The sequence below is a fragment of the Sphingomonas sp. Sph1(2015) genome, from assembly GCF_001970915.1.
Lineage (GTDB): Bacteria > Pseudomonadota > Alphaproteobacteria > Sphingomonadales > Sphingomonadaceae > Sphingomonas > Sphingomonas parapaucimobilis.
The window spans coordinates 25,157-50,851 of sequence record NZ_MQUI01000016.1 but is presented as its reverse complement, the minus strand read 5'-3'; the positions used below and the strand labels follow the sequence as shown (position 1 = coordinate 50,851).

The 25,695-nt window shown below is 66.7% G+C and carries 24 protein-coding genes and 1 tRNA gene; 16 read left to right on the top strand and 9 right to left on the bottom strand.

Annotation, left to right across the window (positions count from 1 at the left end; all coding sequences use genetic code 11):
- The first annotated feature begins 4 nt into the window (after window positions 1–4).
- Window positions 5–1,012, top strand: coding sequence for a tryptophan--tRNA ligase (trpS, locus tag BSZ14_RS08745; protein WP_042490307.1), 1,008 nt, complete (start codon window positions 5–7; stop codon window positions 1,010–1,012).
- Between the two features lie 480 nt (window positions 1,013–1,492).
- Here the strand turns inward: trpS and dnaA are convergent, their stop codons facing one another.
- The 3 genes from dnaA to mutM all read right to left on the bottom strand — a co-directional run bounded on the left by dnaA (window position 1,493) and on the right by mutM (window position 4,663).
- A complete protein-coding gene (gene dnaA / locus BSZ14_RS08740) occupies window positions 1,493–3,019 on the bottom strand; it encodes a chromosomal replication initiator protein DnaA (protein ID WP_042490305.1) in 1,527 nt (508 codons plus the stop codon).
- 476 nt (window positions 3,020–3,495) lie between these two features.
- Window positions 3,496–3,759, bottom strand: a complete 264-nt coding sequence (gene rpsT / locus BSZ14_RS08735) for a 30S ribosomal protein S20 (RefSeq protein ID WP_042490304.1) — start codon at window positions 3,757–3,759, stop codon at window positions 3,496–3,498.
- 88 nt (window positions 3,760–3,847) lie between these two features.
- Window positions 3,848–4,663 carry a bifunctional DNA-formamidopyrimidine glycosylase/DNA-(apurinic or apyrimidinic site) lyase gene (gene mutM / locus BSZ14_RS08730; RefSeq protein ID WP_076710626.1) on the bottom strand — a complete coding sequence of 272 codons (816 nt, stop codon included), beginning with the start codon at window positions 4,661–4,663 and terminating at the stop codon, window positions 3,848–3,850.
- A 78-nt stretch (window positions 4,664–4,741) separates the two neighbouring features.
- Here mutM and BSZ14_RS08725 point away from each other — a divergent pair, with 78 nt between their 5' ends.
- From BSZ14_RS08725 to BSZ14_RS08690, 8 genes are read left to right on the top strand one after another with little or no spacing between them, the layout of a single operon-like run.
- Entirely contained in the window at window positions 4,742–5,473 is a 732-nt protein-coding gene (locus BSZ14_RS08725) for a class I SAM-dependent methyltransferase (protein WP_042490299.1), read from the top strand.
- Between the two features lie 28 nt (window positions 5,474–5,501).
- Window positions 5,502–7,037, top strand: a complete 1,536-nt coding sequence (ubiB, locus tag BSZ14_RS08720; protein ID WP_042490297.1) for a 2-polyprenylphenol 6-hydroxylase — start codon at window positions 5,502–5,504, stop codon at window positions 7,035–7,037.
- Between the two features lie 15 nt (window positions 7,038–7,052).
- Window positions 7,053–8,159, top strand: a complete 1,107-nt coding sequence (locus BSZ14_RS08715) for a hypothetical protein (protein ID WP_076710625.1) — start codon at window positions 7,053–7,055, stop codon at window positions 8,157–8,159.
- A complete protein-coding gene (coaBC, locus tag BSZ14_RS08710; RefSeq protein ID WP_076710624.1) occupies window positions 8,156–9,343 on the top strand; it encodes a bifunctional phosphopantothenoylcysteine decarboxylase/phosphopantothenate--cysteine ligase CoaBC in 1,188 nt (395 codons plus the stop codon). The genes BSZ14_RS08715 and coaBC overlap by 4 nt, the downstream gene beginning before the upstream one ends.
- A complete protein-coding gene (dut, locus tag BSZ14_RS08705) occupies window positions 9,340–9,789 on the top strand; it encodes a dUTP diphosphatase (RefSeq protein WP_076710623.1) in 450 nt (149 codons plus the stop codon). Before coaBC ends, dut begins: the two co-directional genes overlap by 4 nt.
- A complete protein-coding gene (locus tag BSZ14_RS08700; protein ID WP_052811577.1) occupies window positions 9,786–10,214 on the top strand; it encodes a hypothetical protein in 429 nt (142 codons plus the stop codon). The genes dut and BSZ14_RS08700 overlap by 4 nt, the downstream gene beginning before the upstream one ends.
- The gene (locus tag BSZ14_RS08695; protein WP_076710646.1) at window positions 10,211–10,978 is read left to right on the top strand and encodes a HesA/MoeB/ThiF family protein; all 768 of its coding nucleotides are present in this window, start codon (window positions 10,211–10,213) and stop codon (window positions 10,976–10,978) included. The genes BSZ14_RS08700 and BSZ14_RS08695 overlap by 4 nt, the downstream gene beginning before the upstream one ends.
- On the top strand, window positions 10,975–11,325 hold the full coding sequence (locus BSZ14_RS08690; RefSeq protein WP_076710622.1) for a hypothetical protein: 351 nt from the start codon (window positions 10,975–10,977) through the stop codon (window positions 11,323–11,325). Before BSZ14_RS08695 ends, BSZ14_RS08690 begins: the two co-directional genes overlap by 4 nt.
- Window positions 11,326–11,536: 211 nt before the next feature.
- On the opposite strand, the gene galU is transcribed toward BSZ14_RS08690, so the two are convergent.
- Window positions 11,537–12,397, bottom strand: coding sequence for a UTP--glucose-1-phosphate uridylyltransferase GalU (gene galU, locus BSZ14_RS08685; RefSeq protein ID WP_076710621.1), 861 nt, complete (start codon window positions 12,395–12,397; stop codon window positions 11,537–11,539).
- Between the two features lie 111 nt (window positions 12,398–12,508).
- On the opposite strand from galU, the gene wecB reads away from it, so the two are divergent.
- The 4 genes from wecB to BSZ14_RS08665 all read left to right on the top strand — a co-directional run bounded on the left by wecB (window position 12,509) and on the right by BSZ14_RS08665 (window position 16,162).
- Window positions 12,509–13,651: a non-hydrolyzing UDP-N-acetylglucosamine 2-epimerase gene (wecB, locus tag BSZ14_RS08680; RefSeq protein WP_076710620.1), complete on the top strand. Its 1,143-nt coding sequence runs from the start codon at window positions 12,509–12,511 to the stop codon at window positions 13,649–13,651.
- Window positions 13,635–14,897 carry a UDP-N-acetyl-D-mannosamine dehydrogenase gene (gene wecC / locus BSZ14_RS08675; RefSeq protein WP_076710619.1) on the top strand — a complete coding sequence of 421 codons (1,263 nt, stop codon included), beginning with the start codon at window positions 13,635–13,637 and terminating at the stop codon, window positions 14,895–14,897. The genes wecB and wecC overlap by 17 nt, the downstream gene beginning before the upstream one ends.
- A gap of 126 nt (window positions 14,898–15,023) precedes the next feature.
- Window positions 15,024–15,728: a metallophosphoesterase family protein gene (locus tag BSZ14_RS08670; RefSeq protein WP_241823701.1), complete on the top strand. Its 705-nt coding sequence runs from the start codon at window positions 15,024–15,026 to the stop codon at window positions 15,726–15,728.
- A 194-nt stretch (window positions 15,729–15,922) separates the two neighbouring features.
- Window positions 15,923–16,162: a hypothetical protein gene (locus BSZ14_RS08665; RefSeq protein ID WP_042490327.1), complete on the top strand. Its 240-nt coding sequence runs from the start codon at window positions 15,923–15,925 to the stop codon at window positions 16,160–16,162.
- Window positions 16,163–17,193: 1,031 nt separating this feature from the next.
- Here BSZ14_RS08665 and BSZ14_RS08660 read toward each other — a convergent pair.
- Window positions 17,194–17,769, bottom strand: a complete 576-nt coding sequence (locus BSZ14_RS08660; protein ID WP_042490265.1) for an FKBP-type peptidyl-prolyl cis-trans isomerase — start codon at window positions 17,767–17,769, stop codon at window positions 17,194–17,196.
- A gap of 146 nt (window positions 17,770–17,915) precedes the next feature.
- Complete coding sequence (rpsU, locus tag BSZ14_RS08655; RefSeq protein WP_007404630.1) at window positions 17,916–18,122, bottom strand: 30S ribosomal protein S21; 207 nt, start codon at window positions 18,120–18,122, stop codon at window positions 17,916–17,918.
- Window positions 18,123–18,510: 388 nt separating this feature from the next.
- On the opposite strand from rpsU, the gene cysS reads away from it, so the two are divergent.
- On the top strand, window positions 18,511–19,956 hold the full coding sequence (gene cysS, locus BSZ14_RS08650; RefSeq protein WP_076710617.1) for a cysteine--tRNA ligase: 1,446 nt from the start codon (window positions 18,511–18,513) through the stop codon (window positions 19,954–19,956).
- Window positions 19,957–19,969: 13 nt separating this feature from the next.
- Here the strand turns inward: cysS and BSZ14_RS08645 are convergent, their stop codons facing one another.
- From BSZ14_RS08645 to BSZ14_RS08635, 3 genes are all read right to left on the bottom strand, one after another.
- On the bottom strand, window positions 19,970–20,284 hold the full coding sequence (locus BSZ14_RS08645) for a hypothetical protein (RefSeq protein ID WP_042490260.1): 315 nt from the start codon (window positions 20,282–20,284) through the stop codon (window positions 19,970–19,972).
- Window positions 20,285–20,763: 479 nt separating this feature from the next.
- The gene (locus BSZ14_RS08640) at window positions 20,764–22,566 is read right to left on the bottom strand and encodes a methyl-accepting chemotaxis protein (protein ID WP_206744335.1); all 1,803 of its coding nucleotides are present in this window, start codon (window positions 22,564–22,566) and stop codon (window positions 20,764–20,766) included.
- Between the two features lie 131 nt (window positions 22,567–22,697).
- On the bottom strand, window positions 22,698–23,729 hold the full coding sequence (locus tag BSZ14_RS08635; RefSeq protein WP_083748181.1) for a M48 family metallopeptidase: 1,032 nt from the start codon (window positions 23,727–23,729) through the stop codon (window positions 22,698–22,700).
- A 195-nt stretch (window positions 23,730–23,924) separates the two neighbouring features.
- Between BSZ14_RS08635 and BSZ14_RS08630 the strand changes: the two genes are divergently transcribed.
- A complete protein-coding gene (locus tag BSZ14_RS08630) occupies window positions 23,925–25,298 on the top strand; it encodes a class II 3-deoxy-7-phosphoheptulonate synthase (protein WP_042490257.1) in 1,374 nt (457 codons plus the stop codon).
- 123 nt (window positions 25,299–25,421) lie between these two features.
- Window positions 25,422–25,496: transfer RNA gene (locus BSZ14_RS08625), tRNA-Glu, on the top strand.
- Window positions 25,497–25,695: the final 199 nt, after the last annotated feature.

The following is a 25,695-nucleotide window of genomic DNA, read 5'->3' as shown; positions in this document are numbered from 1 at the left end:
CATCATGCGCGTCGTTTCCGGCATCAAGCCCACGGGCAACCTTCATCTCGGCAATTATCTGGGCGCCGTGAAGCAGTGGGTGGCGATGCAGGACGACATCCAGGCCCAGGGCGGCGAGACGATGTACTTCATTGCCGACCTGCACGGCCTGACCGAATGGATCGCGCCCGAGGCGATGGCGGCCAACACCATCGAGATGACCGCGACGCTGATCGCCGCCGGGATCGATCCCGAACGCTCGATCCTGTTCAACCAGACGCGCGTGCCGCAGCATAGCGAGCTGGGCTGGCTGCTGAACAATGTCGCGCGCGTCGGCTGGCTGAACCGCATGACCCAGTTCAAGGACAAGGCGGGCAAGAACCGCGAGGGCGCCAGCGTCGGCCTGTACGACTATCCGGTGCTGATGGCCGCCGACGTGCTGCTCTACAATGCCACCCACGTCCCGGTGGGCGAGGACCAGAAGCAGCATCTGGAGCTGGCGCGCGACATCGCGACCAAGTTCAACAACGACTATGGTCGCGAGCTGTTCACCCTCCCCGAACCGTTCATCAGCAAGGCCGCGCCGCGCATCATGTCCTTGCGCGACGGGTCGGCGAAGATGTCCAAGTCCAACCCATCGGAAATGTCGCTGGTCAAGCTGATCGACAGCGATGACCAGATCGCCGAGAAGTTCCGCAAGGCCAAGACCGACGCGGACGTCCTGCCCGACACGATGGAGGGGCTGGAAGGCCGTGCCGAGGCCCGCAACCTGATTACCATCTTTGCCGCGCTGGCCGACCGCGCGCCCGCCGATGTGCTGACGCAGTTCGCGGGCCAAGGCTTCGGCGCGTTCAAGCCGGAGCTGGCCGATCTGGCGGTTGCCACGCTGGGTCCGATCCGCGAACGGCTGACCCGGTTGCTCGATGATCGCGGCGAAGTAGGCCGCATCCTGGAGCGGGGCGCGGAGAAGGCGCGCGATCTGGCCGCGCCGATGCTGCTCGACGTGCAGCGGACCATGGGCCTGCAAATCTGATGGCCGCCAGCCCCGTCACTCGATTCGGGTGACGGGGACCTCCGAAGGGACTCGCATGGCCTTCGACTTCGGCGCTATGCGGCGAAGTTTATCCTGAGCGGCTGGCTTGCCAGCCAGCCGAAGGGCTCAGGCGGAACGGCGGGAGGGAATTGGGGTGTATACAAAACCCCGTTCAGGCTGAGCGAAGTCGAAGGCCACGCTCCTGCGCTCACCGCTGGCGCACAGAGCCGAACTCACGCCACAATTGATGGAGAGGTCGCGCAGGCCATAGGGTCGCGCCGATCGGCGGCACGACTCTCTATCTCGCAATGCCGACCCGTGGCCTTCGACTTCGCTCAGGCTGAACGGAGCGAGGGAGTACAGGCCAAAGACCCCACAGCCGTTCAGGCTGAGCCCTTCGGCTGGCTGGCAAGCCAGCCGCTCAGGATAAACTTCGCCGCATAGCGCCGAAGTCGAAGCCCATGCCCTACCCCGAAGGGCTTACCCCTCCAATTCCTTCATCAGCACCCGCACCGCATTGTCGATATCGCGGTCGGTATCGCGCAATTCCTCGATCTTGCGCACCGCATAGATCACCGTCGAGTGATCGCGCCCGCCGAACTTGCGGCCGATCTCGGGCAGCGAGCGGGTGGTCAGGCGCTTGGCGAGGTACATGGCGATCTGGCGCGGGCGGGCGATCGCGCGGGCGCGGCGGGCCGAGACCAGATCGAGCGGCTTCAGCTCGAAATGGCGGCTGACCAGCTTCTGGATCTCGTCGATGGTGATCCGCCGCTGCGCGCCGCGCAACACCTCGCCCAGCGTGGCGACGGCGAATTCCATGTCGATCTTGTCGCCGGTCAGCTGCGCATAGGCGACGACGCGGTTCAGCGCGCCCTCCAGCTCGCGGATATTGCCGCGAATCCGCGAGGCGAGCAGGTCCAGCACATCGGTCGGCACCTGGATCTCGGGGAGATCGGCGACCTTGCGGTTCAGGATCGTCCGGCGCAGCGTCAGGTCGGGTGCCTTGATATCGGCGACCAGGCCAGCGCCCAGACGGCCGATGATGCGCGGCTCGACGCCGTCCAGCGACTGGGGCGAACGATCCGCCGAAATGACCAGCCGCTTGCCTGCGCCGACCAGTTCGTTGACCGTGTGGAAGAATTCTTCCTGGGTCGAATCCTTGCCCGCGATGAATTGAAGGTCGTCGATCAGCAGCAGATCGGCCGAGCGCAGCCGCGACTTGAAGCTGTGCGTGTCGCGGGCGCGCATCGCCGCGACGAAATCGAACATGAAACGCTCGGCCGACATGCACAGCACGACCGCTTCGGGATGCGATTCGAGAAAGGCATGGGCGATGGCGTGCATCAGATGCGTCTTGCCCTGCCCCGTGCCACCATGAAGGAACAGCGGGCTGAACCGCGGCGGGCCTGGCTCGGCGAGCGACAGCGCGGCGTTGAACGCGACACGGTTCGACGAATCGACCACGAATCGATCGAAGGTCAGGCGCGGATCGAGCGGCGGCCGATCAGCGGGAACACGCAGCGCGGGGGCCGGCGCGGCGGCCACCGGCGCAGGAGCCGCCGCCCTGGCACGCGTCTGACGCGGCGCAGGGGTCGGTGCTGGCGCTGGCGCACCGAACAGCGAGGGCTGCTCGTCGACCTCGACCGGCGGCACCGGCGCTGCGGTCACGGCTCGCGGGGCGGGCGTGGCATCAAGGGTCTCGACACTGGTCAGGCGCGCGACCTTGCTAGGGGCACGGGTTTCGAGGACGACCGAGCGAATTTCGGGCAGCACCGCCCTGAATTCCAGATGGAGTCGGTCGGCATAGTGGCTGCGCACCCAGTTGGTCGCAAAGGCCGAGGGGAGCGCCAGACGGACCGTATCGGGCTCGTCGCCCTCGATCAGTTCCATCGGCTTCAGCCACTGATCGAACAGCCGGGCTCCTGCCGATTCGCGCAGGTTCGCGCGGACGCGCGCCCAGGCACGTGCCTGGTCCGTCGTCGGTCGCGTTGCCTGCCAGTTCGTCACCCGCGCACTCCACTTCTGCCGACCCCCATGATGGGCGGTCGAGCCCCTATTCCACTTGGCGACACGTAGCCCATCGGCGAATCAAACGGATTCGACCCGGTCTGTCACTTCGCAATGTCCATGACGCGGGGCACGAAGCACCGCCGCTGGGAAACCGATTATGAGCGATGACGGGGTCGGATCAAGACCATGTCCGGCCATAAATCTGAAATAAACGGGATTGACAGCCAAAAGCCCGCAGAAACCCGTCCAACTATCTCGTAACCCGCTGATTTTGCTGAATATTTGCCAAGGCGCGCGTCATCGCTCCGCAACTCGAATCTCTCGAATCGCGGGCAAAGCTGGCGTTGCGCGAAACGCGGGATTGTTCCCGCGGATCACGTTGCGCGAAGCGTTAAGAATGGATGACGGACGCACGAAAAAACCCGCCGGGGGACCGCCCCCGGCGGGTTTCATTCGTCGCGAAACCGAGAGGCTTAGGCCAGTGCGGCGATACGCTTGGTCAAGCGCGAGAACTTGCGCGAGACGGTGTTCTTGTGCAGCACGCCCTTGGCGACGCCACGGGCCATTTCCGGCTGCGCCGCGGCCAGAGCGACCGTCGCGGTTTCCTTGTCACCAGCGGCCAGGGCAGCTTCGACCTTCTTCACGAAGGTGCGGATGCGGCTGACGCGGTTGCCGTTGATGACGGCGCGACGCTCGTTGCGACGGATACGCTTTTTGGCCTGCGGCGTGTTCGCCATGAAAACCTCTAAATCTCGATCAAAAGGGAAAAGCGGCGCGACGCACCAGCTTTGAAGCCGCCGCCCTTACCGGCTGGCGGACTTCGCGTCAACCGCGCTGGCAGGTCGCACACCAGAAAGTCGAGCGCCCCGAATCGGTTCGCCGCCGGACGATGGCACCGCATTCGCAATGCTCACCCTCGCGACCATAGACGCGCCATTCCTTGGAAAAATAGCCCAGTTCGCCGTCGGGCCGCACATAATCGCGAAGCGACGAACCGCCCGCCAGGATCGCGGCCTCCAGAACGGCGCGGATCGATTCGACCAGCCGCGCGAGTCGCGTCTTCGAGATCTGCCCGCCAGCGCGGCCCGGGGTGATTCTCGCCATGTGCAGCGCCTCGCACACATAGATATTGCCCAGCCCCGCCACGATCCGCTGGTCGAGCAGCATCGCCTTGATCGGTGCCGCCCGCCCCTCCAGCGCGCGAGCCAGATAGTCGGCGGTGAAGTCCGGCCCCAACGGCTCCGGCCCCATCGCCAGGAAGGGCGGATAGCTCGCCAGATCGGCGGTCGGCCACAGATCGACGAAGCCGAATCGCCGGGGGTCGTTCAGCGCCAGCCGCCGCCCCGCCGCCGTCTCCAAGAGCAGGTGGTCGTGCGTCTGCGGCTCGCCCGGATCGATCCGCCAGCGTCCCGACATGCCAAGATGGAAGACCATCGTGTCGCCGCGATCGGTGTCGATCAGGCCGTATTTCGCACGACGACCCAGCGACGTGACGGTCGCTCCCGTCATCCGCTGGCGCAGATCGGCCGGAAAGGGATGGCGCAGGTCGGGGCGGCGCGGATCGACCAATGTCAGCCGCGCGTCCGCCAGCACCGGGGTCAGGCCGCGGACCGTGGTTTCGACCTCGGGAAGTTCGGGCATTTTCTCTCTGAATGGCTTTCGTCACCAAACAGCTAGGTAGCGTTTGCCCCGCCAGCAAGGCCGGGCTAGGGCATCCCCATGAGCGATACCGTCTCCTTCGGCTATGAAGATGTGCCCCGCGACGAAAAGGTCGCCCGTGTCGGCAGCGTGTTTACGAATGTCGCCGCCAAATATGACCTGATGAACGACGCCATGTCGGGCGGTATGCACCGGCTGTGGAAGGATCGCTTCGTGCGCCGGGTGAAGCCCCGCGCCAGCGACCAGATTCTCGACATGGCGGGCGGCACCGGCGACATCGCCTTCCGCCTGGCCGAGTCGGGTGCCAGCATCACGGTGGCCGATATCAATCCGGCGATGCTGGAAGTCGGCATGAAGCGCGCGGCCGAGCGCGGCTTCGACGAGCTGGTCTGGACCGAGGCCAATGCCGAGTCGCTGACCTTCCCCGACAAGTTCTTCGACGCCTATACGATCGCGTTCGGCATCCGGAACGTCACCGACATTCCGGCCGCGCTCAAGGAAGCGCACCGGGTCCTGCGGCGCGGCGGCCGGTTCTTCTGCCTGGAATTCTCGACCACGGTGTGGCCGGGCTTCTCGGAAGTCTATGACGCCTATTCGCACAAGCTGGTGCCCAAGCTGGGCCAGATGCTGGCGGGCGATGCGGACAGCTACCGCTATCTGATCGAGTCGATCCGCCGCTTCCCCGACATGCCGACCTTCGAGCGGATGATCCGCGAGGCGGGCTTCGTCGAGACCAAGGTCGAGCCGATCATGGGCGGCCTGGTCGCGATCCACTCCGGCTGGAAGATTTGATGCGAGGACGCCTGGGCGGACAGGCCCTGTGACCCAGCCGGTGGTGCATCTCTGGCGTCTGCTCAAATGGGGGCGGACGCTGGCGCGGCATGGCGCGCTGAAGGGTATCGAGCGCGATCCCAACACGCCCGCGCCCGTGCGGCGGCTGGCACGTGTCGCCCGTTTCGGCGCGCGCGTGCCCGCCAAGCCGGCCTATGCCGATGCGTTCCAGGCGATCGGCCCGGCGGCGATCAAGCTGGGCCAGACGCTGGCGACCCGGCCCGATCTGGTCGGCGACGAGGCCGCGCACGACCTGCTCCGCCTTCAGGACCAGTTGCCCCCCGTCCCCTTCGCGACGATCGCCGCCGCGATGGAGGCCAGCATGGGCCGTCCGCCCTCGCACTTCTTTTCCTCGATCGAGGAAACCCCGGTCGGCGCCGCCTCGATCGCGCAGGTCCACCGCGCGGTGACGACCGACGGGCGCACGGTTGCGGTCAAGGTGCTGCGCCCCGGTGTCGAGGACGATTTCACCCGCGCCATCGACACCTATCAATGGGCCGCCGCCCAGGTCGAAGGGATGAGCCCCGAGGCCGCGCGCCTGCGCCCGCGCCTGACGGTCGAGAATTTCCGCCGCTGGACGCTGCGCGAGCTGAACTTCCGGCGCGAGGCCGCCAGCGCGTCCGAACTGGCCGAGGCGATGACCGCCGAGCCCGATTTCATGGTGCCGCAGATCGACTGGCAGCGTTCCACCGCCAAGGTCCTGACGGTCGAGTGGGTCGACGGCATCAAGCTGTCCAACCGGCAGGCGCTGGTCGAGGCGGGCTATGACCTGCCGCATCTGGCGCAGACCCTGGTGCGCGCCTTCCTGCGCCAGGCGATCGCGGAAGGCTTCTTCCACGCCGACATGCACCAGGGCAATCTGTTCGCGCTACCCGGCAACAAGATCGCTGCGATCGACTTCGGCATCATGGGCCGGATCGACCGGCGCGCGCGCGTCTGGCTGGCCGAGATCCTCTATGGCCTGATCACCGGCAACTACAAGCGCGTCGCCGAGATCCATTTCGAGGCGGGTTACGTCCCCTCGCACCATAATGTCGCCGAGTTCGCGACCGCGCTGCGTGCGGTCGGCGAACCGATGCGCGGCCTGCCGGTCAAGGACATGTCGATCGGCATGATGCTGGACGGCCTGTTCTCGATCACCCGCGACTTCGACATGGTGACTCAGCCGCACCTGCTGCTGCTGCAAAAGACGATGGTGATGGTCGAGGGCGTGGCGACCAGCCTGGACCCCGATATCAACCTTTGGGACTCAGCCGCGCCGTTCGTGCGCGAATGGATCAGGACCGAACTGGGGCCTGAAGCGAAGATCGCCGACCGGCTGATCGAGGATGTCCAGACGCTCGCCCGCCTGCCCGAACTGGTCCGCCGGATCGAGGCGCGCTATCCCGCGCCCGGTGGCGAGCCGCCTGCCCCGCCGCTGAAAGCGATCGAGGTCGTGCGGATCGGTGGCGGCTGGCGTTATGCGTTGATCTCGATGCTGTCGGCGGCCGCCGGGGTCGCGGCCACCTTCGCCGTGCTGCGATAGGATGCTGGGGTAGGCATGCCGGGCAGCGCGCCCCCCGTTCCCCCGCGCCGCATCTCGCGGCCGCTCTGGCTGAGCCAGCCGGGGCGGTTGTCGGGCATGACGGCCCCGGTCGCGATCGGGGTGCTGGCGCTGCTGGTCGGGCTGATCGCGGGGATGCTCTGGACCGGCGGCGATGCCGATCCGGTTGCCGACCGTCTGGCGCCCATTTCGGCCGCGATCCTCGACCATGTGCGGCACGGGCAGGATTTCTATTCGGCCGCGATCGACGCCTTGCGCGAAAATGGGCGGCCGCTGCGCCCCGTGCTGCTCGCAGTGCCCCTGCCCGCGCTGCCCGTCACCCTGTCGCTGTTGCCGCCGCCGGTCGGTCAGCTGCTGCTCGTCTTGCTGGGCCTGGCGGTGATCGCGGGCTGGGCGCGGCGGTGCTGGCCGCTGATCGAGGGGCGCGGCCCGCGCGCATTGGCGATCGTCCTGCTCGTCGCCGGACTCTATCCGGCGCTCGACCGGGCGATGGTGTCGGTGCCCGAAGTGTGGGCCGCTCTGCTGATCGCGCTGTCGCTGGTGCAGCGGCGGCCCGATGCCATGCCGACCGCGGTCGCGCTGGGGCTGGCCGCGATGATCCTCAGCCCCGTGGCGCTTCTCCATGCGCTGCTGATGGGGTTTCTCGCCTGGCGTGCGGGGGCGGAGCGCGAGGCGACGGGGTGGATCGGGGCGACCGCCGTCGCGATGATCCTCTATGCCGCCCATGCCCATAGGCTGAATGCGATGGTCGGTCCGATCGACCCCGCCATCGCCTCGCCCATCGCGCTCCAGTCGCCGGGCGAGTGGCTGGCGGCGATCGCCTCGGCCAGCGGGGTCGGGGCACTGCCCGCCGTCATCATACTGCCGCTGGCGGTGCTGGCGGCGCTGGGCTGGGCGCATTGGCGACAGCCGGTGGCGCGGCGGACGGGGATTACGCTGGCCGCCTATGCGCTGTTCGGCCTTCTGACCGGCGCGCCCGCCTTTGCGCTGGCGGTGGCGCCGCTTATCTTCCTCGGCGTCGTCTTCGCGCCTGACGCGGTTCGCGAGCTGATCGCCGCCGCGCGCGACCGGCGACGCATCACCGTGACCCGAGTCGTGCGATGAGCCATATCCTGTTGATCGTCGGGGGCGGGATCGCCGCCTACAAAAGTTGCGAGCTGATCCGCCTGCTGCGCAAGGCCGGGCATAGCGTGCGCTGCGTCCTGACCGAGGGGGGCAGCCATTTCGTCACGCCGATGACGCTGGCCGCCCTGTCGGAAAATCAGGTCTTCACCACGCTCTGGGACCTGAAGGACGAGGCGGAGATGGGGCATATCCAGCTCAGCCGCGAGGCCGATCTTGTCGTGGTCGCGCCGGGCACCGCCGACCTGATGGCGCGGATGGCGAACGGCCATGCCGATGATCTGGCGACGACGCTGCTGCTCGCCACCGATACGCCGGTGCTGGTCGCGCCCGCGATGAATGTCCGCATGTGGCTGCACCCCGCCACCCAGCGCAACGTGGCGCAGCTGCGCGCCGATGGCGTGGAGGTGATGGCCCCCGACGAAGGCGCGATGGCGTGTGGCGAGTTCGGCCCCGGCCGCCTGCCTGAGCCACCCGCGATCCTGGCGGCGATCGAGGCGAAGCTGACGCCCGCCCATCGCCCATTGGCGGGGCGACATATATTAGTGACGGCGGGACCGACCCACGAGCCGATCGATCCCGTCCGCTACATCGCCAACCGCTCCTCGGGACGACAGGGCTTTGCGGTCGCAGAGGCGCTCGCGGTGCTGGGCGCACGGGTGACGTTGGTCTCCGGACCGGTGACGCTGCCGACTCCGGCGGGCGTTACCCGCGTGAATGTCGAGACGGCGCGCGACATGGCACAGGCGGTCGCCGAGTCGCTGCCCGCCGATGCCGCCGTGATGGTCGCCGCCGTCGCCGACTGGCGGGTCGAGGCGGCCGGGCAGAAGGTGAAGAAGGATGGCGGTGCCGCCCCTGCGCTGACGCTGGTCGAGAATCCCGACATCCTCGCCACTCTCGCCGCTTCGCCCAACCGGCCCGCGCTGGTCGTCGGTTTCGCGGCCGAGACCGAGCATGTCATCGATCATGCCGTCGCCAAGCGCCTGCGCAAGCGCGCCGACTGGATCGTGGCGAACGACGTATCGGGCGATGTGTTCGGCGGCGAGGCTAACCGGGTCCACATCGTCACCGCCCAAGGTGTCGAAAACTGGGAACGGATGAGCAAGGACGAGGTTGCCACGAGACTCGCGCAACGTATCGCGGATGCGCTACAAGCACGGTCATGACGACCGCACCAATCTCCATTGCCATCAAATATTTGCCCCATGGCGAGGGGCTTCCCCTGCCCGCCTATGCCACGCCCGGCGCGGCTGGCATGGACGTGGTCGCCGCAGAGACGCTGACGCTGGAGCCGGGCAAACGCGCCGCTGTCGCCACCGGCTTCGCCGTCGCGATCCCGCCGGGTTACGAGGTGCAGGTGCGCCCGCGCTCGGGCCTGGCGCTGAAGAACGGCATCACCTGCCTCAATACGCCCGGTACGATCGACGAGGATTATCGCGGCGAAGTGAAGGTGATCCTCGCCAATCTGGGCGACGAGCCGTTTCAGGTGGTGCGCGGCGAACGCATCGCCCAGCTTGTCCCCGCCCCCGTCCAGCGCGCGACCCTGGCCCAGGTCGACGAACTCGACTCGACCGAGCGGGGTGATGGCGGCTTCGGGTCGACCGGGCGGTGATCGCGGCGCTGCTCCTCGCCGCCGCGACCCAGGCGATCGCTCCGACGCCGCCGCTGACACCGGTACTCCCGCCGACCGCGCCCGGCCCGGTCGAGCCGCCGCATGACTGGTCGACGCTGGGCATGCTGACCCTGCCGCCCGCCGGACCCGATCTGGTCCGCTTCGTGCGCGACGAAGTGACGGCGGGGCGTTGCACGCGCGCCCGACAGGACGACGCACAAACGGTGCTGGTCGTGCCGCTCGCGATCCGGATCAGCGCGGACGGCCATGCCGACAGCGTGGTGCCGCTCGCCATCGGCTGCCCCACGGTCGAACAGTTCAGCGCGGGCGCGGCCCAGCGCATGGTCCGCCATCTGGCGCACCGTACCATGATCCCGGGCGGTCGCTGGTATCGGACGGTCATCACCTATACATGGCCGGGATGATCCTGAACGACGACGAACTGGCCCGTTATGCCCGCCACATAGTCCTCCGCGAATTCGGCGGCGGCGGGCAGCTGAAACTGAAACAGGCCAGGGTTGCGGTGATCGGCGCGGGCGGGATCGGCTCGCCCGCCATCCAGTATCTGGCGGCGGCGGGCATCGGATCGCTGGTGCTGATCGACGACGATGTGGTCGAGCCGTCCAACCTGCAACGCCAGACCATCTTCACGACCCAGGATCGCGGCACGCCCAAGGTCGAAGCCGCCGCCGCCCATGTCGCGCGGCTGAACCCGCATGTCGCCGTGACGGTCCACCGGGCGCGCGTGACGCCGGACAATGCCGCCGCGCTGATCGAGGGCGCCAATGTGGTCCTGGACGGCTGCGACAATTTCGCGACCCGGCTGGCGGTGGCCGATGCGGCGCTGGGCTTGCGCATCCCCCTGGTCTCGGCGGCTGTCGGGCAGTTCGAGGGGCAATTGGCGGTCTATCGCGGCTGGGAAGCGGATAAGCCCTGTTATCGCTGCTTCGTCGGCGAGGCGGCCGACCAGGCCGGGCTGACCTGCGCCGATGACGGCGTGCTGGGGCCGGTGACGGGGGTGATGGGCAGCCTGGCCGCGCTGGAGGCTCTGCGCGCCGCCGCGCCGTTCGGGCGGGACAGTGCGGGAAGCATTCTGATCGCCGACATGCTGACCATGCGCTTCCGAACGCTCGCCCTGCCCAAGGATCCCGGCTGTCGTTGTGCCCGCACGGTCGCGGTGGCGGCATGAGCGCGCGGCCGACGCCGCCGTCGGGCTGGCTCGACTGGACGGGTGACAAGGGTTGGATCGGGCAGGTCACCGGCCTGCCCGACAGCACGCTGCACGCCTATGCGGGCATGGCGATCCTGACCCTCTCGGCGCTGGTCATGCGGCGCAAGCCCTGGGACTGGCGCTGCTGGCTGACCGTGCTGGTGATCGAGACGATCAACGAAGCCTATGACCTGCTCCAGCCCTTCTACGCCACCGACGAGGGCAATCTGCCCGCCAGTTGGTTCGACATATGGAACACGATGCTGTGCCCGACGCTGATCCTGCTGACTTTCGGCTGGCTCGCGCGGCGGGCGGAGAAGCGGTAGCTCTCTTGGTCCTCCCCATCTCCGATGGGGAGGGGGACCGCCGGGCGCCAGCCCGGTGGTGGTGGGGCATGATCCTGCCCCCGCCGCGAGGGGAATGCCTCTCCACCATCCCTGGTGCGATGGTCCCCCTCCCCAAGCAGAGCTTGGGGAGGAATGAAAAAGGGGCGGCGACCTTTCGGCCCCGCCCCTCTTCAACAACGCTGAAACGCGATCAGGCGAGCAGGTTCTTGGCAAACTCACGCACCGCCGGACCGATATCCTCGCGCGCCAGACCCAGCGCCAGGTTGGCCGTCAGCCAGCCTGCCTTGTCGCCGCAGTCGTAACGCTGCCCGTCGAAGGTGAAGCCATGGAAGGGCTGGTTGCCGATCAGCTTGGCCATCGCGTCGGTCAGCTGGATCTCACCACCCGCACCCGGTTCCTGCGCGTCGAGGATCTGCATGACCTCGGGCTGGAGGATATAGCGGCCGGGGATCATCAGGTTCGACGGCGCCTTGCCCTTGGGCTTTTCGACTAGCGCGGTGACTTCGGTCAGGCGGCCGTCCTGCTTGCCGGGCGAGATGATGCCGTATTTGTCGGTCTCGCTGTCGGGCACTTCCAGCGCGCCGATGACGTTGCCGCCGACCTGGTCATAGGCCTCGACCATCTGCTTCATGAAGCCGCCGACCATCAGTTCGTCGGGCAGCAGCACCGCGAAGGGCTCGTCACCGACGATCTCGCGCGCGCACCACACCGCATGGCCCAGGCCGAGCGGCTCCTGCTGGCGGACATAGACGGGCGAACCCGGCTTCTGGCGGATGCCCTCGATCACGGCGAGCGACTTGCCGCGCGCCTTCATCGTGGCTTCGAGTTCATAGGAGATGTCGAAATGGTCCTCCAGCGCACCCTTGCCGCGGCCGGTGACGAAAATGATCTGCTCGATCCCCGCTTCCAGTGCTTCCTCGACGGCGTACTGGATCAACGGCTTGTCGACGACGGTCAGCATTTCCTTCGGCATCGATTTGGTCGCGGGCAGAAAACGCGTCCCCAGTCCCGCAACCGGGAAAACAGCCTTGCGAACCTTCTTGATCGTCATGAAACCTCCCTCAATCGGTCTGCCTCTAGCCGGATCGTTCGGCGCAACATAGCCTTGACCGTCGGAATACGATTAGGGTGTCCTTAAAAATCGACAGGTTACACCGCCCCGATGACGCGTCCGCCACTCCCCACTCCTATCCTGATCGTCTTCGGCACACGGCCGGAGGCGATAAAGCTGTTTCCCATCATCACGGCGTTGCACGCATCGAATGCGGTGCCGGTCCGGGTCTGCGTGACCGCCCAGCATCGCGGGATGCTGGATCAGGTGCTCAGCATCGCTGGCCTGACGCCCGATCATGATCTGGACCTGATGGAACCGGGCCAGTCGCTCGACCGGCTGACCGCGCGGCTGCTGACCGGGCTGGGCGAGGTGATGGATAGCGAGCGTCCCGCCATGGTCGTCGTCCAGGGCGATACCGCCACTGCCATGGCCGGGGCGCTGGCCGCCTATTACCGCAAGGTCCCCGTCGCCCATGTCGAGGCGGGCCTGCGCTCGGGCGATATCTATCAGCCATGGCCCGAAGAGGTGAACCGGCGCATGATCGCCCCCATCGCGGCCTTGCACTTTGCGCCGACCGAAACGGCGGCGGCCGCCCTGCGCGCCGAGGGGATCGATCCGGCGCGGGTCCATGTGACCGGCAACAGCGTGATCGACGCGCTCCACTGGACCCGGGCGCGGATCGCCGCCGATCCGGCGCTGGCGGCGGGCCTGGATCCCGTGCTGGCGCGGTTGGAGGGCAAGCGGATCCTGCTGGTCACGACCCACCGGCGCGAGAATTTCGGCGACGGCATGACCGCGATCGCCCGTGCGCTGCGCCGGATCGCGGAGCGCGAGGATGTCGGCATCCTCTTCCCCGTACACCCCAATCCCAATGTCGTGGCGGTGATGGACTCGGTGCTGGGCGATCATCCCGCCATCGCGCGGATCGCACCGCTCGACTATCCGCACTTCGTCCGCGCGCTGGACGCCGCGCATATCGTGCTGACCGACTCGGGCGGCGTGCAGGAGGAAGCGCCCGCGCTCGGCAAGCCGGTGCTCGTCATGCGCGAGACGACCGAACGCCCCGAAGGCGTGGCGGCGGGTACGGCCCGGCTGATCGGCACCGACGAGGACCGGATCACTCAGGAAGTCTTTGCGTTGCTCGACGACGCAGACCGTTATGCCGCCATGGCGCGCGCGCACAATCCGTTCGGTGCAGGCGATACCGCCGAGCGGATCAACAGGATCATGACCCATGCCCTTGGACTCTGAACTCTCGGTCACGGTGATGGGGCTGGGCTATATAGGCCTGCCCACTGCCGCGATCATCGCGCGGACCGGCGCGATGGTGACCGGCGTCGACGTCACCCCGTCGGTCGTCGAGACGATCAATTCGGGTCGCGTGCATATCGAGGAGGTCGATCTGGACGGCCTGGTATCGGGCGTGGTCGCGCGCGGCAACCTGAAGGCCTCGCTGACCGTCGCCCCGGCCGATATCTTCGTCATCGCGGTGCCGACCCCCTTTACCGACGACCGCCAGCCGGACATCACCTATGTGCTCGACGCCGCGCGCGCGATCGCGCCGGTGCTGAAGACCGGCGACACGGTGATCCTAGAGTCGACGTCGCCCGTCGGCACGACCGAGCAGGTCCGCGACCTGATCGCGCGCGAACGGCCCGACCTGAAGCTGCCGGGCGCCACCCGGCCCGGCGAGCAGGCCGATCTCGCCATCGCCTATTGTCCCGAACGCGTGCTGCCGGGCCGGATCCTGGTCGAGCTGATCGACAATGACCGGGTCATCGGCGGCATCACGCCGCGCTGTGCCCGCAAGGCGCTGGCCTTTTACCGGCGCTTCGTGCGCGGCGCCTGCGTCACCACCACCGCACGCGCGGCAGAGATGACCAAGCTGACCGAGAACGCATTTCGCGACGTCAACATCGCCTTTGCCAACGAGCTAAGCCTGGTGGCCGATACGCTGGGCGTCGATGTGTGGGAGGTGATCCGGCTCGCCAACCGCCACCCGCGCGTCAACATCCTGTCGCCCGGCCCCGGCGTCGGCGGCCACTGCATCGCGGTCGATCCCTGGTTCCTGGTCGCCGCCGACCCCGCCAACACGCCGCTGATCCGCACCGCGCGCGAGGTGAATGACGGCAAGACCGACCATGTCATCGCGCGCGCCGCCGCGATGATCGAGGCGCAGGACGGGCCGGTCGCCTGTCTCGGCCTCGCCTTCAAGGCCAATATCGACGACTTCCGCGAAAGCCCCGCGCTGAAGGTCGCCGCCGCGCTCGCCGCCCGGTTCGGCGAACGCGTCCATATCGTCGAGCCCTATGCCACCACCCTGCCCCGCGCGTTCGACGGCACGGGTGCGCAGCTGATCGATATCGACACCGCACTGGAAACTTGCGAGGCGATGATCGTTCTGGTGGATCACGACATCTTCCGATCGGTGCCGCTCGACGAGCGTCGGGGCAAGACCGTCCTGGACACGCGCGGGCTCTGGCCCGACCAAAGCTGACGCCCATGTCGCATTGCACGGGGGCACGGTCGGGACTAAGCACAACCGCCCTTAGCGGATATCAGACCATCCATGCTTGCCAAGCTGTTGAATCTACGAAAGCGCGTTCCTGATTTCGTACCCGCCATGGTCCCCGGTCTGCGGGTCTATGCCGTTGGCGATATCCATGGTCGGCTGGACCTGCTCGACGCCATCCTGACCCGGATCGAGGCGGATCACGCGGCCCGGCCGCCCGCCGAACGCCACATCATCTTCCTGGGCGATCTCGTCGATCGCGGCCCCGATTCGGCTGGCGTGGTCGAGCGCATCCGCCAGCTCAGCGCGGACGATCGCCATGTCCATTGCCTGATGGGCAACCACGAGGAGATTTTCCTGCGCGCCATCGACGGCGACGACAAGGCGTTGCGTCTGTTCTGCCGAATCGGCGGGCGCGAGACGATGCTCAGCTACGGCATCTCGAGTGAGGATTATGAGCGGCTCGACTATGCCGAGGTCGCCGAACGGCTGAAGGCCATCGTGCCACACGAGCACCAGTTGTTCCTGTCCAACCTCAAGGAAATCATGGTCCTGGGGGACTATGCCTTCGTCCATGCGGGCGTCCGCCCCGGCATCCCGATCGCCGAGCAAAAGCTGGCGGAAACACGCTGGATTCGCGACCCCTTCCTGGATCACCGCGCCCCCCTGGAGAAGATGGTCGTACATGGCCACACGGTCGCGCAAGAGGCCGAAATTCTGCCGCACCGCATCGGAATCGATACCGGGGCCTATCACAGCGACCGGCTGACCGCCCTTATGCTTGAGGACCAAGTGCAGCAGATTTTTTCCACCTGACGTCTCTTTACCGAGGCGAAACGTTTGTCGGGGCATTCCGTTGGACGGCAAAGCAACGTATGACTGCAAAGCGGTAAAGTAATGTTGCATTGCCGCATCAGTGTGGGAGCATAACTGTCCCATACTCGTTGGTGGGGTTGCCTTGGGACGGCGTGCGTGCCATGGCCCTACTGACATTATTAAGGGAGTTAGACATGCGTCTTGGGAAGTTTCTCGTCGCCGCTGCCGCCGTTTCGATGACCGTTGCTCCGGCAATGGCTGCGAACCCGGCTGCCAGCCTTTCGGTTTCGAAGTCGGTCCGCGCGTCGGCTCCGGCCGCCAAGAAGAACGGCCTGGCCGGCGGTGGCATCCTCGTCGCCGTCCTGGCGGCTGCTGCCGTCGTTGCCGGCATCGTTGTGGTCGCCGACTCGGACGATTCGGCCGACAGCAACTAAGTTGCTTCAGCCTTACGGCTGAAAGGAATAGCGGCCTTCGGGCCGCTATTTTTTTGTCTGGCAAAGATGGTGTTCGTTCGCCCTATCAGGAAGATAAGCCCTCGGTGGCGATGATCGGGCTGTAGCTACGATCAAAGCTCTCTCTGACCGGCGATCGGCCTTGGCGTATGCATTCAACGCCGGATGGCTTTGCCCATGGGCTAGAGTCGAAAACGATCAACTCTGCTTACCCCTCCCCTTCAGGGGAGGGGCCGGGGCTGGGGCGCTTCCGCAAGCGAAACGCCCATGGCGATGCCCCACCCCAACCCCTCCCCTGAAGGGAAGGGGCTAAAACCGTGCAATGCTGATCGCTTTCAACTCCAGCAAGGCTCGTTAGAGATCAGCTTATATCTGAGTGCATGCATGGCCCAGGAGCGCCCCATAGGTGGCACGACGCTTATCCATAAGCCATGGCCCACCCACATCGGTCATTAGGCGCGGAACTGCATCTGGCTGGGCCAAAGAAGCATTGAGGGTATCGCCAATCATACTCCCTCACCAGCCCGCCCTGCGAGCCCCCAGTCATCCGTTGGCGTCCTTGGAGTGCGATGCCCGGTCTTGATGGTAGCAAGCCTCTCCCCATTCAGGGGAGGGGTTGGGGTAGAGCTTCCCCGGCAGCGCTGGCTATATGGAAACACCCCTGCCCGGCTGAAGGCCAGGGACGGATGTGACCATCCTCAGAAAAATAGGCGAATCGGCGGAGGATGGCCTCCAACCGCTCGGCAACTGGCCCGGCCCTTGCCGGGATGGGGCATGTGGGGAAAGAAGGGCTGCCCTTTACAGATCGCCATAAGCGACAAAGGATCGAAAAAACCCACCAGCGGCGAACGATCTTTCCACGCCCTGGGCCAGCCGCGATGCCAGGCAGGCCATGCCGTACTCCGGCGAACCGATCCGCCGCGCCGTTCCGATCCCGCAAAAGCAAAATCGCCGGAACCCTGTGGGGCTCCGGCGATCTCGATCCGATCGGAAATGCTTGGTTTGATCGCGCCTTAGCGGGGCGACGGTGCGCCGGGAGCACCGCCGGGCATCCCGCCAGGGCCACCGGCGCCGCCCATCATCGACTGCTGCGCCTGCATCTGCCGCAGGACCGATTCGGGAATGAAGTCGATCATCTCGACGTCGAACACCAGTTCCGAATTGGCCGGGATCGGGCCGTTCGCATGGTCACCATAGCCAAGCTTGGCGGGCAGCCAGAAACGGTACTTCGAACCCTTGGGCATCAGCTTCAGCGCTTCGGCGAAGCCGGGCAGCACGCTCGACAGCGGCATCGGGGTCGGCTGCTTCGAGGCATCGAAGACGGTGCCGTCGATCAGGCGACCCGTATAGTTGACCAGCGCCACATCGGTCGCGGTCGGGTGCGCCCCGCCCTGACCAGGCTGGATCACCTTGTACTGAAGACCCGAAGCGGTCGTCGTGACGCCAGCGCCACGCGCCTCGCGCACCAAAGCGGCATCACCCTGACGCGCCAACAAGGCGGCAACGACGACAGCCGCCACCACCGCAACCCATATCCAGACCAGATAGGAACGCCGGACGGGACGAAGGGGAACAGCGGTTACGGACATGCCTGTTTCTCGCTCTGTGCGTGGGCGTTCAGGGGATGCGGCGCTCGAAGCGCTGGCCGATTCGCCTCATGCGATTCGGCCGGTGCCGGGCTGCGCCACGCCCTCCGCCGGATGCGAAAGGGCCATGGCGCCACCCGGCGAGACGCTTACCGTGCGCCGTCGCGCTCGGCGCGCTTGCGCTCCAGCTTGCGGGCACGACGCACCGCCGCAGCACGCTCACGAGCGCGCTTTTCCGAGGGCTTCTCGTAATGGCGACGGAGCTTCATTTCGCGATACACGCCTTCCCGCTGCAGCTTCTTCTTGAGCGCGCGAAGGGCCTGATCCACATTGTTGTCGCGAACGATGATCTGCATAAAAACGAATTGCTCCGGCAAAACAGGATAAAGCGGCCGCAGAACAACTGTGGCCGCATCGTCGGGCGCTCCTAGCAGCGTGGTCGCCCGATTACAACCCGTTGGATCGCAAATCGCTCTGCCGCACGGCGTCCTCTGCTTGGCCCCGAAATGCCGGATATGAACGCGCTTGTCATGTGGCGGCCATGCTGCGGTGATCCCGCGCGCCCTAGAAGCGGCGCTGTCCGGCTAACTCCCGTATGCCGGGCACCCTGACATGTTCGCGGGCCTTCCAGGCCCGCGAACGATCGACACGGTGCCTCCCCTGTCACCGCGTCAGCCCCGGTTCCGGTACCCGCCGGACCGGGGCCTCTTTCGGGCAAGAGCCGACATGGCTAAGGCAAGCGCCATGACCGCACCCGCCACTCCGCTGATCCTGTACAACAGCCTGACCCGCGCACCCGAGCCGTTCCGGCCGATCGATCCGGCCAATGTGCGCGTCTATTCCTGCGGACCGACGGTCTATAACTATGCGCATATCGGCAATCTGCGCGCCTATGTCTTCACCGACACGCTGTCGCGCGTGCTGCGGTGGAAGGGCTGGCCGCTGACCCATATCATCAACATCACCGATGTCGGCCATCTGACCTCCGACGCCGATGCGGGCGACGACAAGATGGAGGCGGCTGCCAGGAAGAGCGGCCAGGACATCTGGGCTATCGCCAGGCATTATACCGACGCCTTCAAGCGCAATCTGAAGGATCTCGGCATCGCCGAGCCGACCCGCTTTCCGCTGGCGACCGAGCATGTCCCCCAGATGATCGACTTCGCCAAGGCGATCGAATCGAAGCATTGCTACCGCCTGCCGGACGGCCTGTATTTCGACGTGACGACCGTGCCCGACTATGGCCGCCTCGCCCGGCATCAGGAGGACGAGGGTGAGAGCCGGATCGATCCGGTCGCGGGCAAGCGGCATCCGGCCGACTTCGCCATCTGGCGCGCCTCCGCGCCGGGTGAGCAGCGCCAGATGGAATGGGACAGCCCCTGGGGTCCGGGCGCGCCGGGCTGGCATCTGGAATGCTCGGTGATGAGCAAACAGTATCTGGGTGCGCAGTTCGACATCCATACCGGCGGCATCGACCACCGCGAGATCCACCACCCGAACGAGATCGCGCAGAACCAGGCGCATAGCTGCACGCCCGACAGCGGCGCCAATATCTGGATGCACAACAACTTTTTGGTCGACCGGACCGGCAAGATGTCGAAGTCGTCGGGCGAGTTCCTGACGCTGCAGGCGCTGATGGATCGCGGTTTCCACCCGCTCGCCTATCGCCTGATGTGCCTGCAGGCGCATTATCGGTCGGAGATGGAGTTCGGCTGGGACGGGCTGGCCGCCGCGCAGGTGCGATTGAAGCGACTGGTCCAGACGGTCGAGGGGCTCCGCACCCGCGCCGATGCGCCGGAAAAGGGCGATGCGGCCTCCTATCGCGAGCGGCTGGACGTGGCGCTGTCGGACGATCTGGCGACCCCGCGCGCGCTGCCGGTGCTGGACGAGATGCTGGGTGACAAGAAGCTGTCACCGGGCGTGCGACTCGCGGCGCTGGTGGACTTCGACGCGACGCTGGGATTGCAGCTGTCGACGCTGACCCGCGCCGACCTGCGCACCCGGCCCAAGACCGCCACGCTGGGCGAGTCGGATATCGAGGCGCAACTGGTCGAGCGGCGCGCGGCGCGGGCGGACAAGAACTTTGCCAGGAGCGATGCGATTCGCGACATGCTGCTCGCCGCAGGAGTCGAGGTGATGGACGGCGATCCGCTGGGCTGGGACTGGAAGCCCGTGCTGCCGGAGGGTTGAGCCCTTCGCCGGTTCAGCGCCGTCCGCGCGGGGATCGCATCCGCAGGCCGATGAACAGCACGGTTGGCCAGAACATCGTGTTGGCGATGTCGCCCAGCGTATCGGTCCAGCGCCACGATCCGTAATGCAGCCGGTCGAGGATCTCGTTCCCCGCCTCGGCCAGCGCGACGCAGGCGAGCGGGATCGGCGTGGCCAGCGACTTGCGGGTCAGGATGCGCGCCAGGAACAGCACCGCCATGCCCGCATGGACGTGCAACAGGCTGTCGGCCATGCCGGTGCCGTCGCCGATCCACTGGATGAAATCGGCATAACGTTGGGGAATATCCATGGTCGCCGCTTGCGCCGGTGCGAGGCGACTTACAATCCCCGCGCCGCATGAGGCCCCTGCCCCGCGCCGAAATGCAAAAAGGCCCGCAATCCGCCGGGTGGGATTGCGGGCCTTCCAGACTGGATCAGCGTGCAGGCCGTCCTGTCCGCCCTTCCCTCTCTCCTCTATGAGCGGCGAGGGAAGAGGGGCATGGCTGAATGTCGATCCGTTCCAGAGCCATGCGGCGACGGTAGTGCGCAATCAGAGCGGGATGCCATCAGCTTGATCCACCCCTCCCCTTCAGGGGGGCAGGGGGGCGGGCGTTTCCGCAAACGCGGGGCCTGTGGCGATGCCCCACCCCAACCCCTCCCCTGAAGGGGAGGGGCTAGGCTTGGTGCGATCCCATGTCATCATTCTCTAGAGCCGAAAACGATCAACTCTGCTCACCCCTCCCCTGAAGGGGAGGGGCTAAAACCGTGCAATGCTGATCGCTTTCAACTCTAGAAGCTGCTCCAGTCATCGTCATCATGCTTCACGGCCAGATTGCCCTGGACCGCGCTCGACACACGCCGCACCGGCGCGGGGGTCGGAGCCGCCGCGCGGCGCACGGGTACGATCGGCACGGCCGGGGCCATCGCCGTTGCGTCGACGCGGAAGCGGTTGACCTGCTCCTCCAGCGCACGGGTTTCGGCGGACAGCGCGCGGACGGCGGCGGTCACCTCCTCCACCATGGCGGCATTGGCCTGGGTCACGCCGTCCATGTCGTTGATCGCCAGATTCACCTGGTGGATACTGGTCGCCTGTTCGGAGGCCCCGCCCGCGATCGATTCGACCAGCCCCGTAATGTCCTGCATGCCGGTCGCGATCAGGCGCAGCGACTCGTCGGTCTTGTTGGCCAGTTCCACGCCGCTGCGCACCCGCTCGACCGTGGTCGTGATCCGCGCGCTGATGTCGCGCGCCGCCTCGGCCGAGCGTTCGGCGAGCGCACGCACTTCGGAGGCGACGACGGCAAAGCCCTTGCCCGCATCGCCCGCCCGCGCCGCCTCGACGCCTGCGTTCAGCGCCAGCAGGTTCGTCTGGAAGGACAGGCCGTCGATCACCGCGATGATCTCGGCAATTTCGTTGGACGAACGTTCGATGTCGCCGATGGCCGACACGGTGCGGCGGACGATCGCCTCGCTATTGGCGACGTCGCTGCTCGCCTTGCGGACGATGCCCTCGGCCGACTGCGCCTTGGTCGCGGCGGCCGTCACCGACTGGGCGATCTCGTTCATCGCGGCCGAGGTTTCCTCGATGCTCGCCGCCTGCTGCTCGGCACGGCGCGCGAGGTCGTCGGCCGCTTCGTTCATCTCCACCACCCCGCTGCCGATCCCGGCGGCGTTGACCCGCACCGCGCTCAGCGAGCCCGACAGGCGCGAGACCGCCGTGTTGAAGTCACGCTCGATCGCCGCATAGGAAGGCGGGAAGCCCGAGAGCCGCGCCGTCAGGTCCGAGTCGGCCAACCGACCCAGCGCGCCGCCGATCCGGTCGACCACCTCATCCTGCTCGGCATCCGCCCGTGCCTTGGCGATGGCCGCGTCGCGGAAGACGACGACGGCGCGCGACATGCTGCCCAGTTCGTCGCCGCGATCGGCGTCGGGAATGGCGATATCGTTACGCCCCTGCGACAGCTCTTCCATGATCCCGGTCAGCCGGACGATCGGCCGCCCCAGCGCCCGCGACAACAGCAGCGCCATCGCCGCCGCGACGCCGATCATCATCACCGCCCCGATGGCCAGGCTCCACTGGCCGGTCAGCAGCGCCGACTTTCGCGCCGTGCGGACGTCCTTCAACTGCTCGACAGTCTGCGCCCGCACATCGCGCAGCGCCTGGAGCACCGTGGTAACCCGAACCCGCGCGCTATTCTCGCGAAGCCATGCCTGCGCACCGTCGCGATCGGTACGGCTGCGTCGGATCAGCGGATCGCCGATGGTGCGACGCCATTCCTGCATGTGCTCATGCGACCGGGCGACCTCCGCGCGGGCCTTGGGGTCGTTTGCCAGCAGCGTATCGAGCCTGGCGGCCGCCTGAGTCTCGGTCGCGCGCGACTCGAAATACTGCTTCAGATAGGCTTCGTCCAACGTGATCAGGAAGCCGCGCATCTGGCTGTTCTCGCGCTGGACCCCGCCCTCCATCTCCAACGTAGCGCCGTAGATGTCCTGGGCGTGGCTGCTTTCCGCCGTCGTCGTCTGGATGCGCGCAAAGGCCCACCACAAGACGCCGATCATGATGAACACCGTCATCATCACGAGGGCGAAGGACAAACCGATCTTCTTCGGTATGGGCAAGGATGAGAGCATGGCGATTCCCGACACGGCGGGCCGTCATGCCCGCGATTTCGATCGGGAATACGCCGCCAACTACAAACGGTTGGTTAAGCGCCTACCGTTACAACCTATTGTAATGCGGCCCCTGCCCGGTCGAGCAGCGGCGGGCGGTAGGGCGTCGGCGCGCCTGCCGGGATGGCCGCGATTTCGGCCGCGACGGCATCGGCCCGCGCCGAGGAGGATGGGTGCGTCCGGCTGCGGAAGATACCGCCATCGACCTCGCCGCCATGCTCACGCCAGAAGCGAACCGCATCCTGCGGATCGTAACCCGCATTGCGCATCAGGATGACGCCCAGCAGATCGGCCTCGGTCTCGGTCTGGCGGAACAGCCGCCCGTTGCGCCCGAACTCCGACAGGATGCCGCGCTTCACCCCCGCCGCGTCCAGCCGGTCGCGATGGTGCAGGATGTTGTGCGAGAATTCGTGCGCAACGACGACCGCGATCATCCGGTCGTCGAACCGCTCGAAGAAGCGCGAGCCGATCTGGACGATATCGCCGTCCGCCGATGCGGTCAGCCCCGGCCCCATCAACATCTCGAAGCGCGACCGGCAGCCGGGCTGCGCCGCGACCGTGACGTCGCGTTTCTGCCCATGGCGCAGCAGGGTCAGGCGTAGCGGCCGGTCGGCGGGCTCGGCGGCGATCTGGCGCTGTGCGGCATCGCGCGTCGCGGTGTTCGCCTGCGACGCGCCCGCCGGATTGACCGTGAAAGGCTTGCCGTCGACCGCCTCGATCGTGTCGTTCGCCTGCACCCCGGCCTTGGCCGCCGCGCTGCCCGGCACCACCGCCTCGACCGCGACCGGTCCCTCGAAGCCGAAAAGCGCGGGCAGTTGCTTGCGCACCCCCGGATCGTAATGGTCGATCGCATGGATCACGATGCCGGGAGTCGGCGCCCGGTCGGGGCAGATCGCCGCATTCGCCGTCGCCAGCTTCCACGCGATCGTCGCCAGCCGCAGATCGGCGTCGCGCATCGCCCCGAACAAGGCGGTGTCGTCGGTCTTCTCGACCGAGACCAAAGGTGCGGCGGGCGCCTGGTCCGGCACCGACAGCAGGAAGGCGGACAGGGCGACGACCGCCGAGGACAGGATGGAGGCACGCGACATTGCGCCTTCGCTACCGCCTCTGTCCCCAATCCGCAAAGCCGGTCGCCGCAATCGGCCACCGTTCGGCGCAAACTCGTATCAGGCGCAACAAAGCACGCGACTTGGGGGCATCAAACGCCAACTTCATTGCGTATGGGGTCGAATCGGCGCATGGGCGATGGTCGAAACCAAAGAAGACGAAAGAGCAGGACGATCATGGCCGCGAACTGGGCCCCCGACAGCTGGACCAACGCCGAAGCGCGCCAGCTTCCCCGCTATCCCGACCAGAATGCGCTGGACGCCGCGACCAAGACGCTGGCCGCCTATCCTCCGCTGGTCTTTGCGGGCGAGGCGCGCAGCCTGACCGCCGAGCTGGCCGAAGTGGCGGCGGGTCGCGGTTTCCTGCTCCAGGGCGGCGACTGCGCCGAGAGCTTTGCCGAGCATAGCGCCAACAATATCCGCGACACCTTCCGCGTCATCCTCCAGATGGCGGTCGTCCTGACCTGGGCCTCGAAGCTGCCGGTGGTGAAGCTGGGCCGCATGGCGGGCCAGTTCGCCAAGCCGCGCTCGGCCGATACCGAGGTCGTCGGCGGCGTCGAGCTGCCCAGCTATCGCGGCGACAATGTCAACGACATCGCCTTCACCCCCGAAGCGCGCATTCCCGATCCCCAGCGGATGCTGCGCTCCTATGCGCAGTCGGCGGCGACGCTGAACCTGCTGCGCGCCTTCGCGCAAGGGGGCTATGCGAACCTGCACCAGGTCCATCGGTGGACCCATGACTTCATGGGCCGCAGCCCCTGGGCGCAGAAATATAGCGAGATGGCCGACCGCATCGGCGAGGCGCTCGACTTCATGGCGGCGTGCGGCATCGATCCGGCGTCGGTTCCGCAATTGGCGCAGACCAGCTTCTACACCAGCCACGAGGCGCTGTTGCTGCCCTATGAGCAGGCGCTGACCCGGCAGGACTCGCTGACCGGCGACTGGTACGACACCTCGGCCCATTTCCTGTGGATCGGCGACCGCACCCGGTTCGAGGGTTCGTCGCATGTCGAGTTCCTGCGCGGCATCGGCAACCCGATCGGCGTGAAGTGCGGACCAAGCCTGGAGCCCGAGGCGCTGCTGCGGATGCTCGACACGCTGAACCCCGGTCGCGTGCCCGGCCGCATGACGCTCATCACCCGCTACGGCCATGACAAGATCGAGGCGCATCTGCCCAAGCTGGTCCGCGCCGTCACGCGCGAGGGGCATCCGGTGGTCTGGTCGTGCGACCCGATGCATGGCAACACGATCAAGGCGGCGACCGGCTACAAGACGCGCCCCTTCGAGCGCATCCTGGCCGAGGTGCGCGGCTTCTTCGCCGTACACCGCGCCGAGGGCACCCATGCGGGCGGCATCCATGCCGAGATGACCGGCCAGAACGTCACCGAATGCACCGGCGGTGCGATCGACGTGACCGAGCAGTCGCTGGCCGACCGCTACCACACGCATTGCGACCCGCGCCTCAATGCGGGCCAGAGCCTGGAGCTGGCCTTCCTGCTCGCCGAAATGCTGAACGAGGAAATGGCCGAGCGTCGCAAGGACGCCGCCTGATCGACACCGGGAAAGGGCGGGACGACATCATGTCGCCCCGCCCTTTTCACTTTTGTCAAAGTTTCGGTGGGGAGGCGCTTGACGCCCCAACGCACCACCGCTAATAGCGCCCCTCCACTGCATGGCCCCTTCGTCTAGCGGTTAGGACGTCGCCCTCTCACGGCGAAAACACGAGTTCGATTCTCGTAGGGGTCACCACTTCGGCGATATGTCGCGAAGTTCGATGAATGCGGTGGAGATCACGAAACATTGGAATTTTGATTGGCCTGCAAGTGGGCCTGATCGACATTCAGAGCGCGTCGCCTTCATTCCTCCCCGGCAAGCGGAGGGGGACCAGCGAGGCTGGTGGAGGGGTCTCACCAGTCATGATCGCTGACCGACCTGTTGTGGCGGCGCC

Coding starts and splice junctions, on each gene's coding strand:
- BSZ14_RS08670 (WP_241823701.1), top strand. CDS start 15,024: ATGGTCCCCGGTCTGCGGGTCTATGCCGTTGGCGATATCCATGGTCGG.
- wecB (WP_076710620.1), top strand. CDS start 12,509: ATGACGCGTCCGCCACTCCCCACTCCTATCCTGATCGTCTTCGGCACA.
- dut (WP_076710623.1), top strand. CDS start 9,340: ATGACGACCGCACCAATCTCCATTGCCATCAAATATTTGCCCCATGGC.
- BSZ14_RS08635 (WP_083748181.1), bottom strand. CDS start 23,729: ATGTCGCGTGCCTCCATCCTGTCCTCGGCGGTCGTCGCCCTGTCCGCC.
- BSZ14_RS08690 (WP_076710622.1), top strand. CDS start 10,975: ATGAGCGCGCGGCCGACGCCGCCGTCGGGCTGGCTCGACTGGACGGGT.
- galU (WP_076710621.1), bottom strand. CDS start 12,397: ATGACGATCAAGAAGGTTCGCAAGGCTGTTTTCCCGGTTGCGGGACTG.
- coaBC (WP_076710624.1), top strand. CDS start 8,156: ATGAGCCATATCCTGTTGATCGTCGGGGGCGGGATCGCCGCCTACAAA.
- BSZ14_RS08665 (WP_042490327.1), top strand. CDS start 15,923: ATGCGTCTTGGGAAGTTTCTCGTCGCCGCTGCCGCCGTTTCGATGACC.
- mutM (WP_076710626.1), bottom strand. CDS start 4,663: ATGCCCGAACTTCCCGAGGTCGAAACCACGGTCCGCGGCCTGACCCCG.
- wecC (WP_076710619.1), top strand. CDS start 13,635: ATGCCCTTGGACTCTGAACTCTCGGTCACGGTGATGGGGCTGGGCTAT.
- trpS (WP_042490307.1), top strand. CDS start 5: ATGCGCGTCGTTTCCGGCATCAAGCCCACGGGCAACCTTCATCTCGGC.
- BSZ14_RS08630 (WP_042490257.1), top strand. CDS start 23,925: ATGGCCGCGAACTGGGCCCCCGACAGCTGGACCAACGCCGAAGCGCGC.
- BSZ14_RS08725 (WP_042490299.1), top strand. CDS start 4,742: ATGAGCGATACCGTCTCCTTCGGCTATGAAGATGTGCCCCGCGACGAA.
- BSZ14_RS08660 (WP_042490265.1), bottom strand. CDS start 17,769: ATGTCCGTAACCGCTGTTCCCCTTCGTCCCGTCCGGCGTTCCTATCTG.
- BSZ14_RS08715 (WP_076710625.1), top strand. CDS start 7,053: ATGCCGGGCAGCGCGCCCCCCGTTCCCCCGCGCCGCATCTCGCGGCCG.
- BSZ14_RS08645 (WP_042490260.1), bottom strand. CDS start 20,284: ATGGATATTCCCCAACGTTATGCCGATTTCATCCAGTGGATCGGCGAC.
- rpsU (WP_007404630.1), bottom strand. CDS start 18,122: ATGCAGATCATCGTTCGCGACAACAATGTGGATCAGGCCCTTCGCGCG.
- cysS (WP_076710617.1), top strand. CDS start 18,511: ATGACCGCACCCGCCACTCCGCTGATCCTGTACAACAGCCTGACCCGC.
- BSZ14_RS08695 (WP_076710646.1), top strand. CDS start 10,211: ATGATCCTGAACGACGACGAACTGGCCCGTTATGCCCGCCACATAGTC.
- rpsT (WP_042490304.1), bottom strand. CDS start 3,759: ATGGCGAACACGCCGCAGGCCAAAAAGCGTATCCGTCGCAACGAGCGT.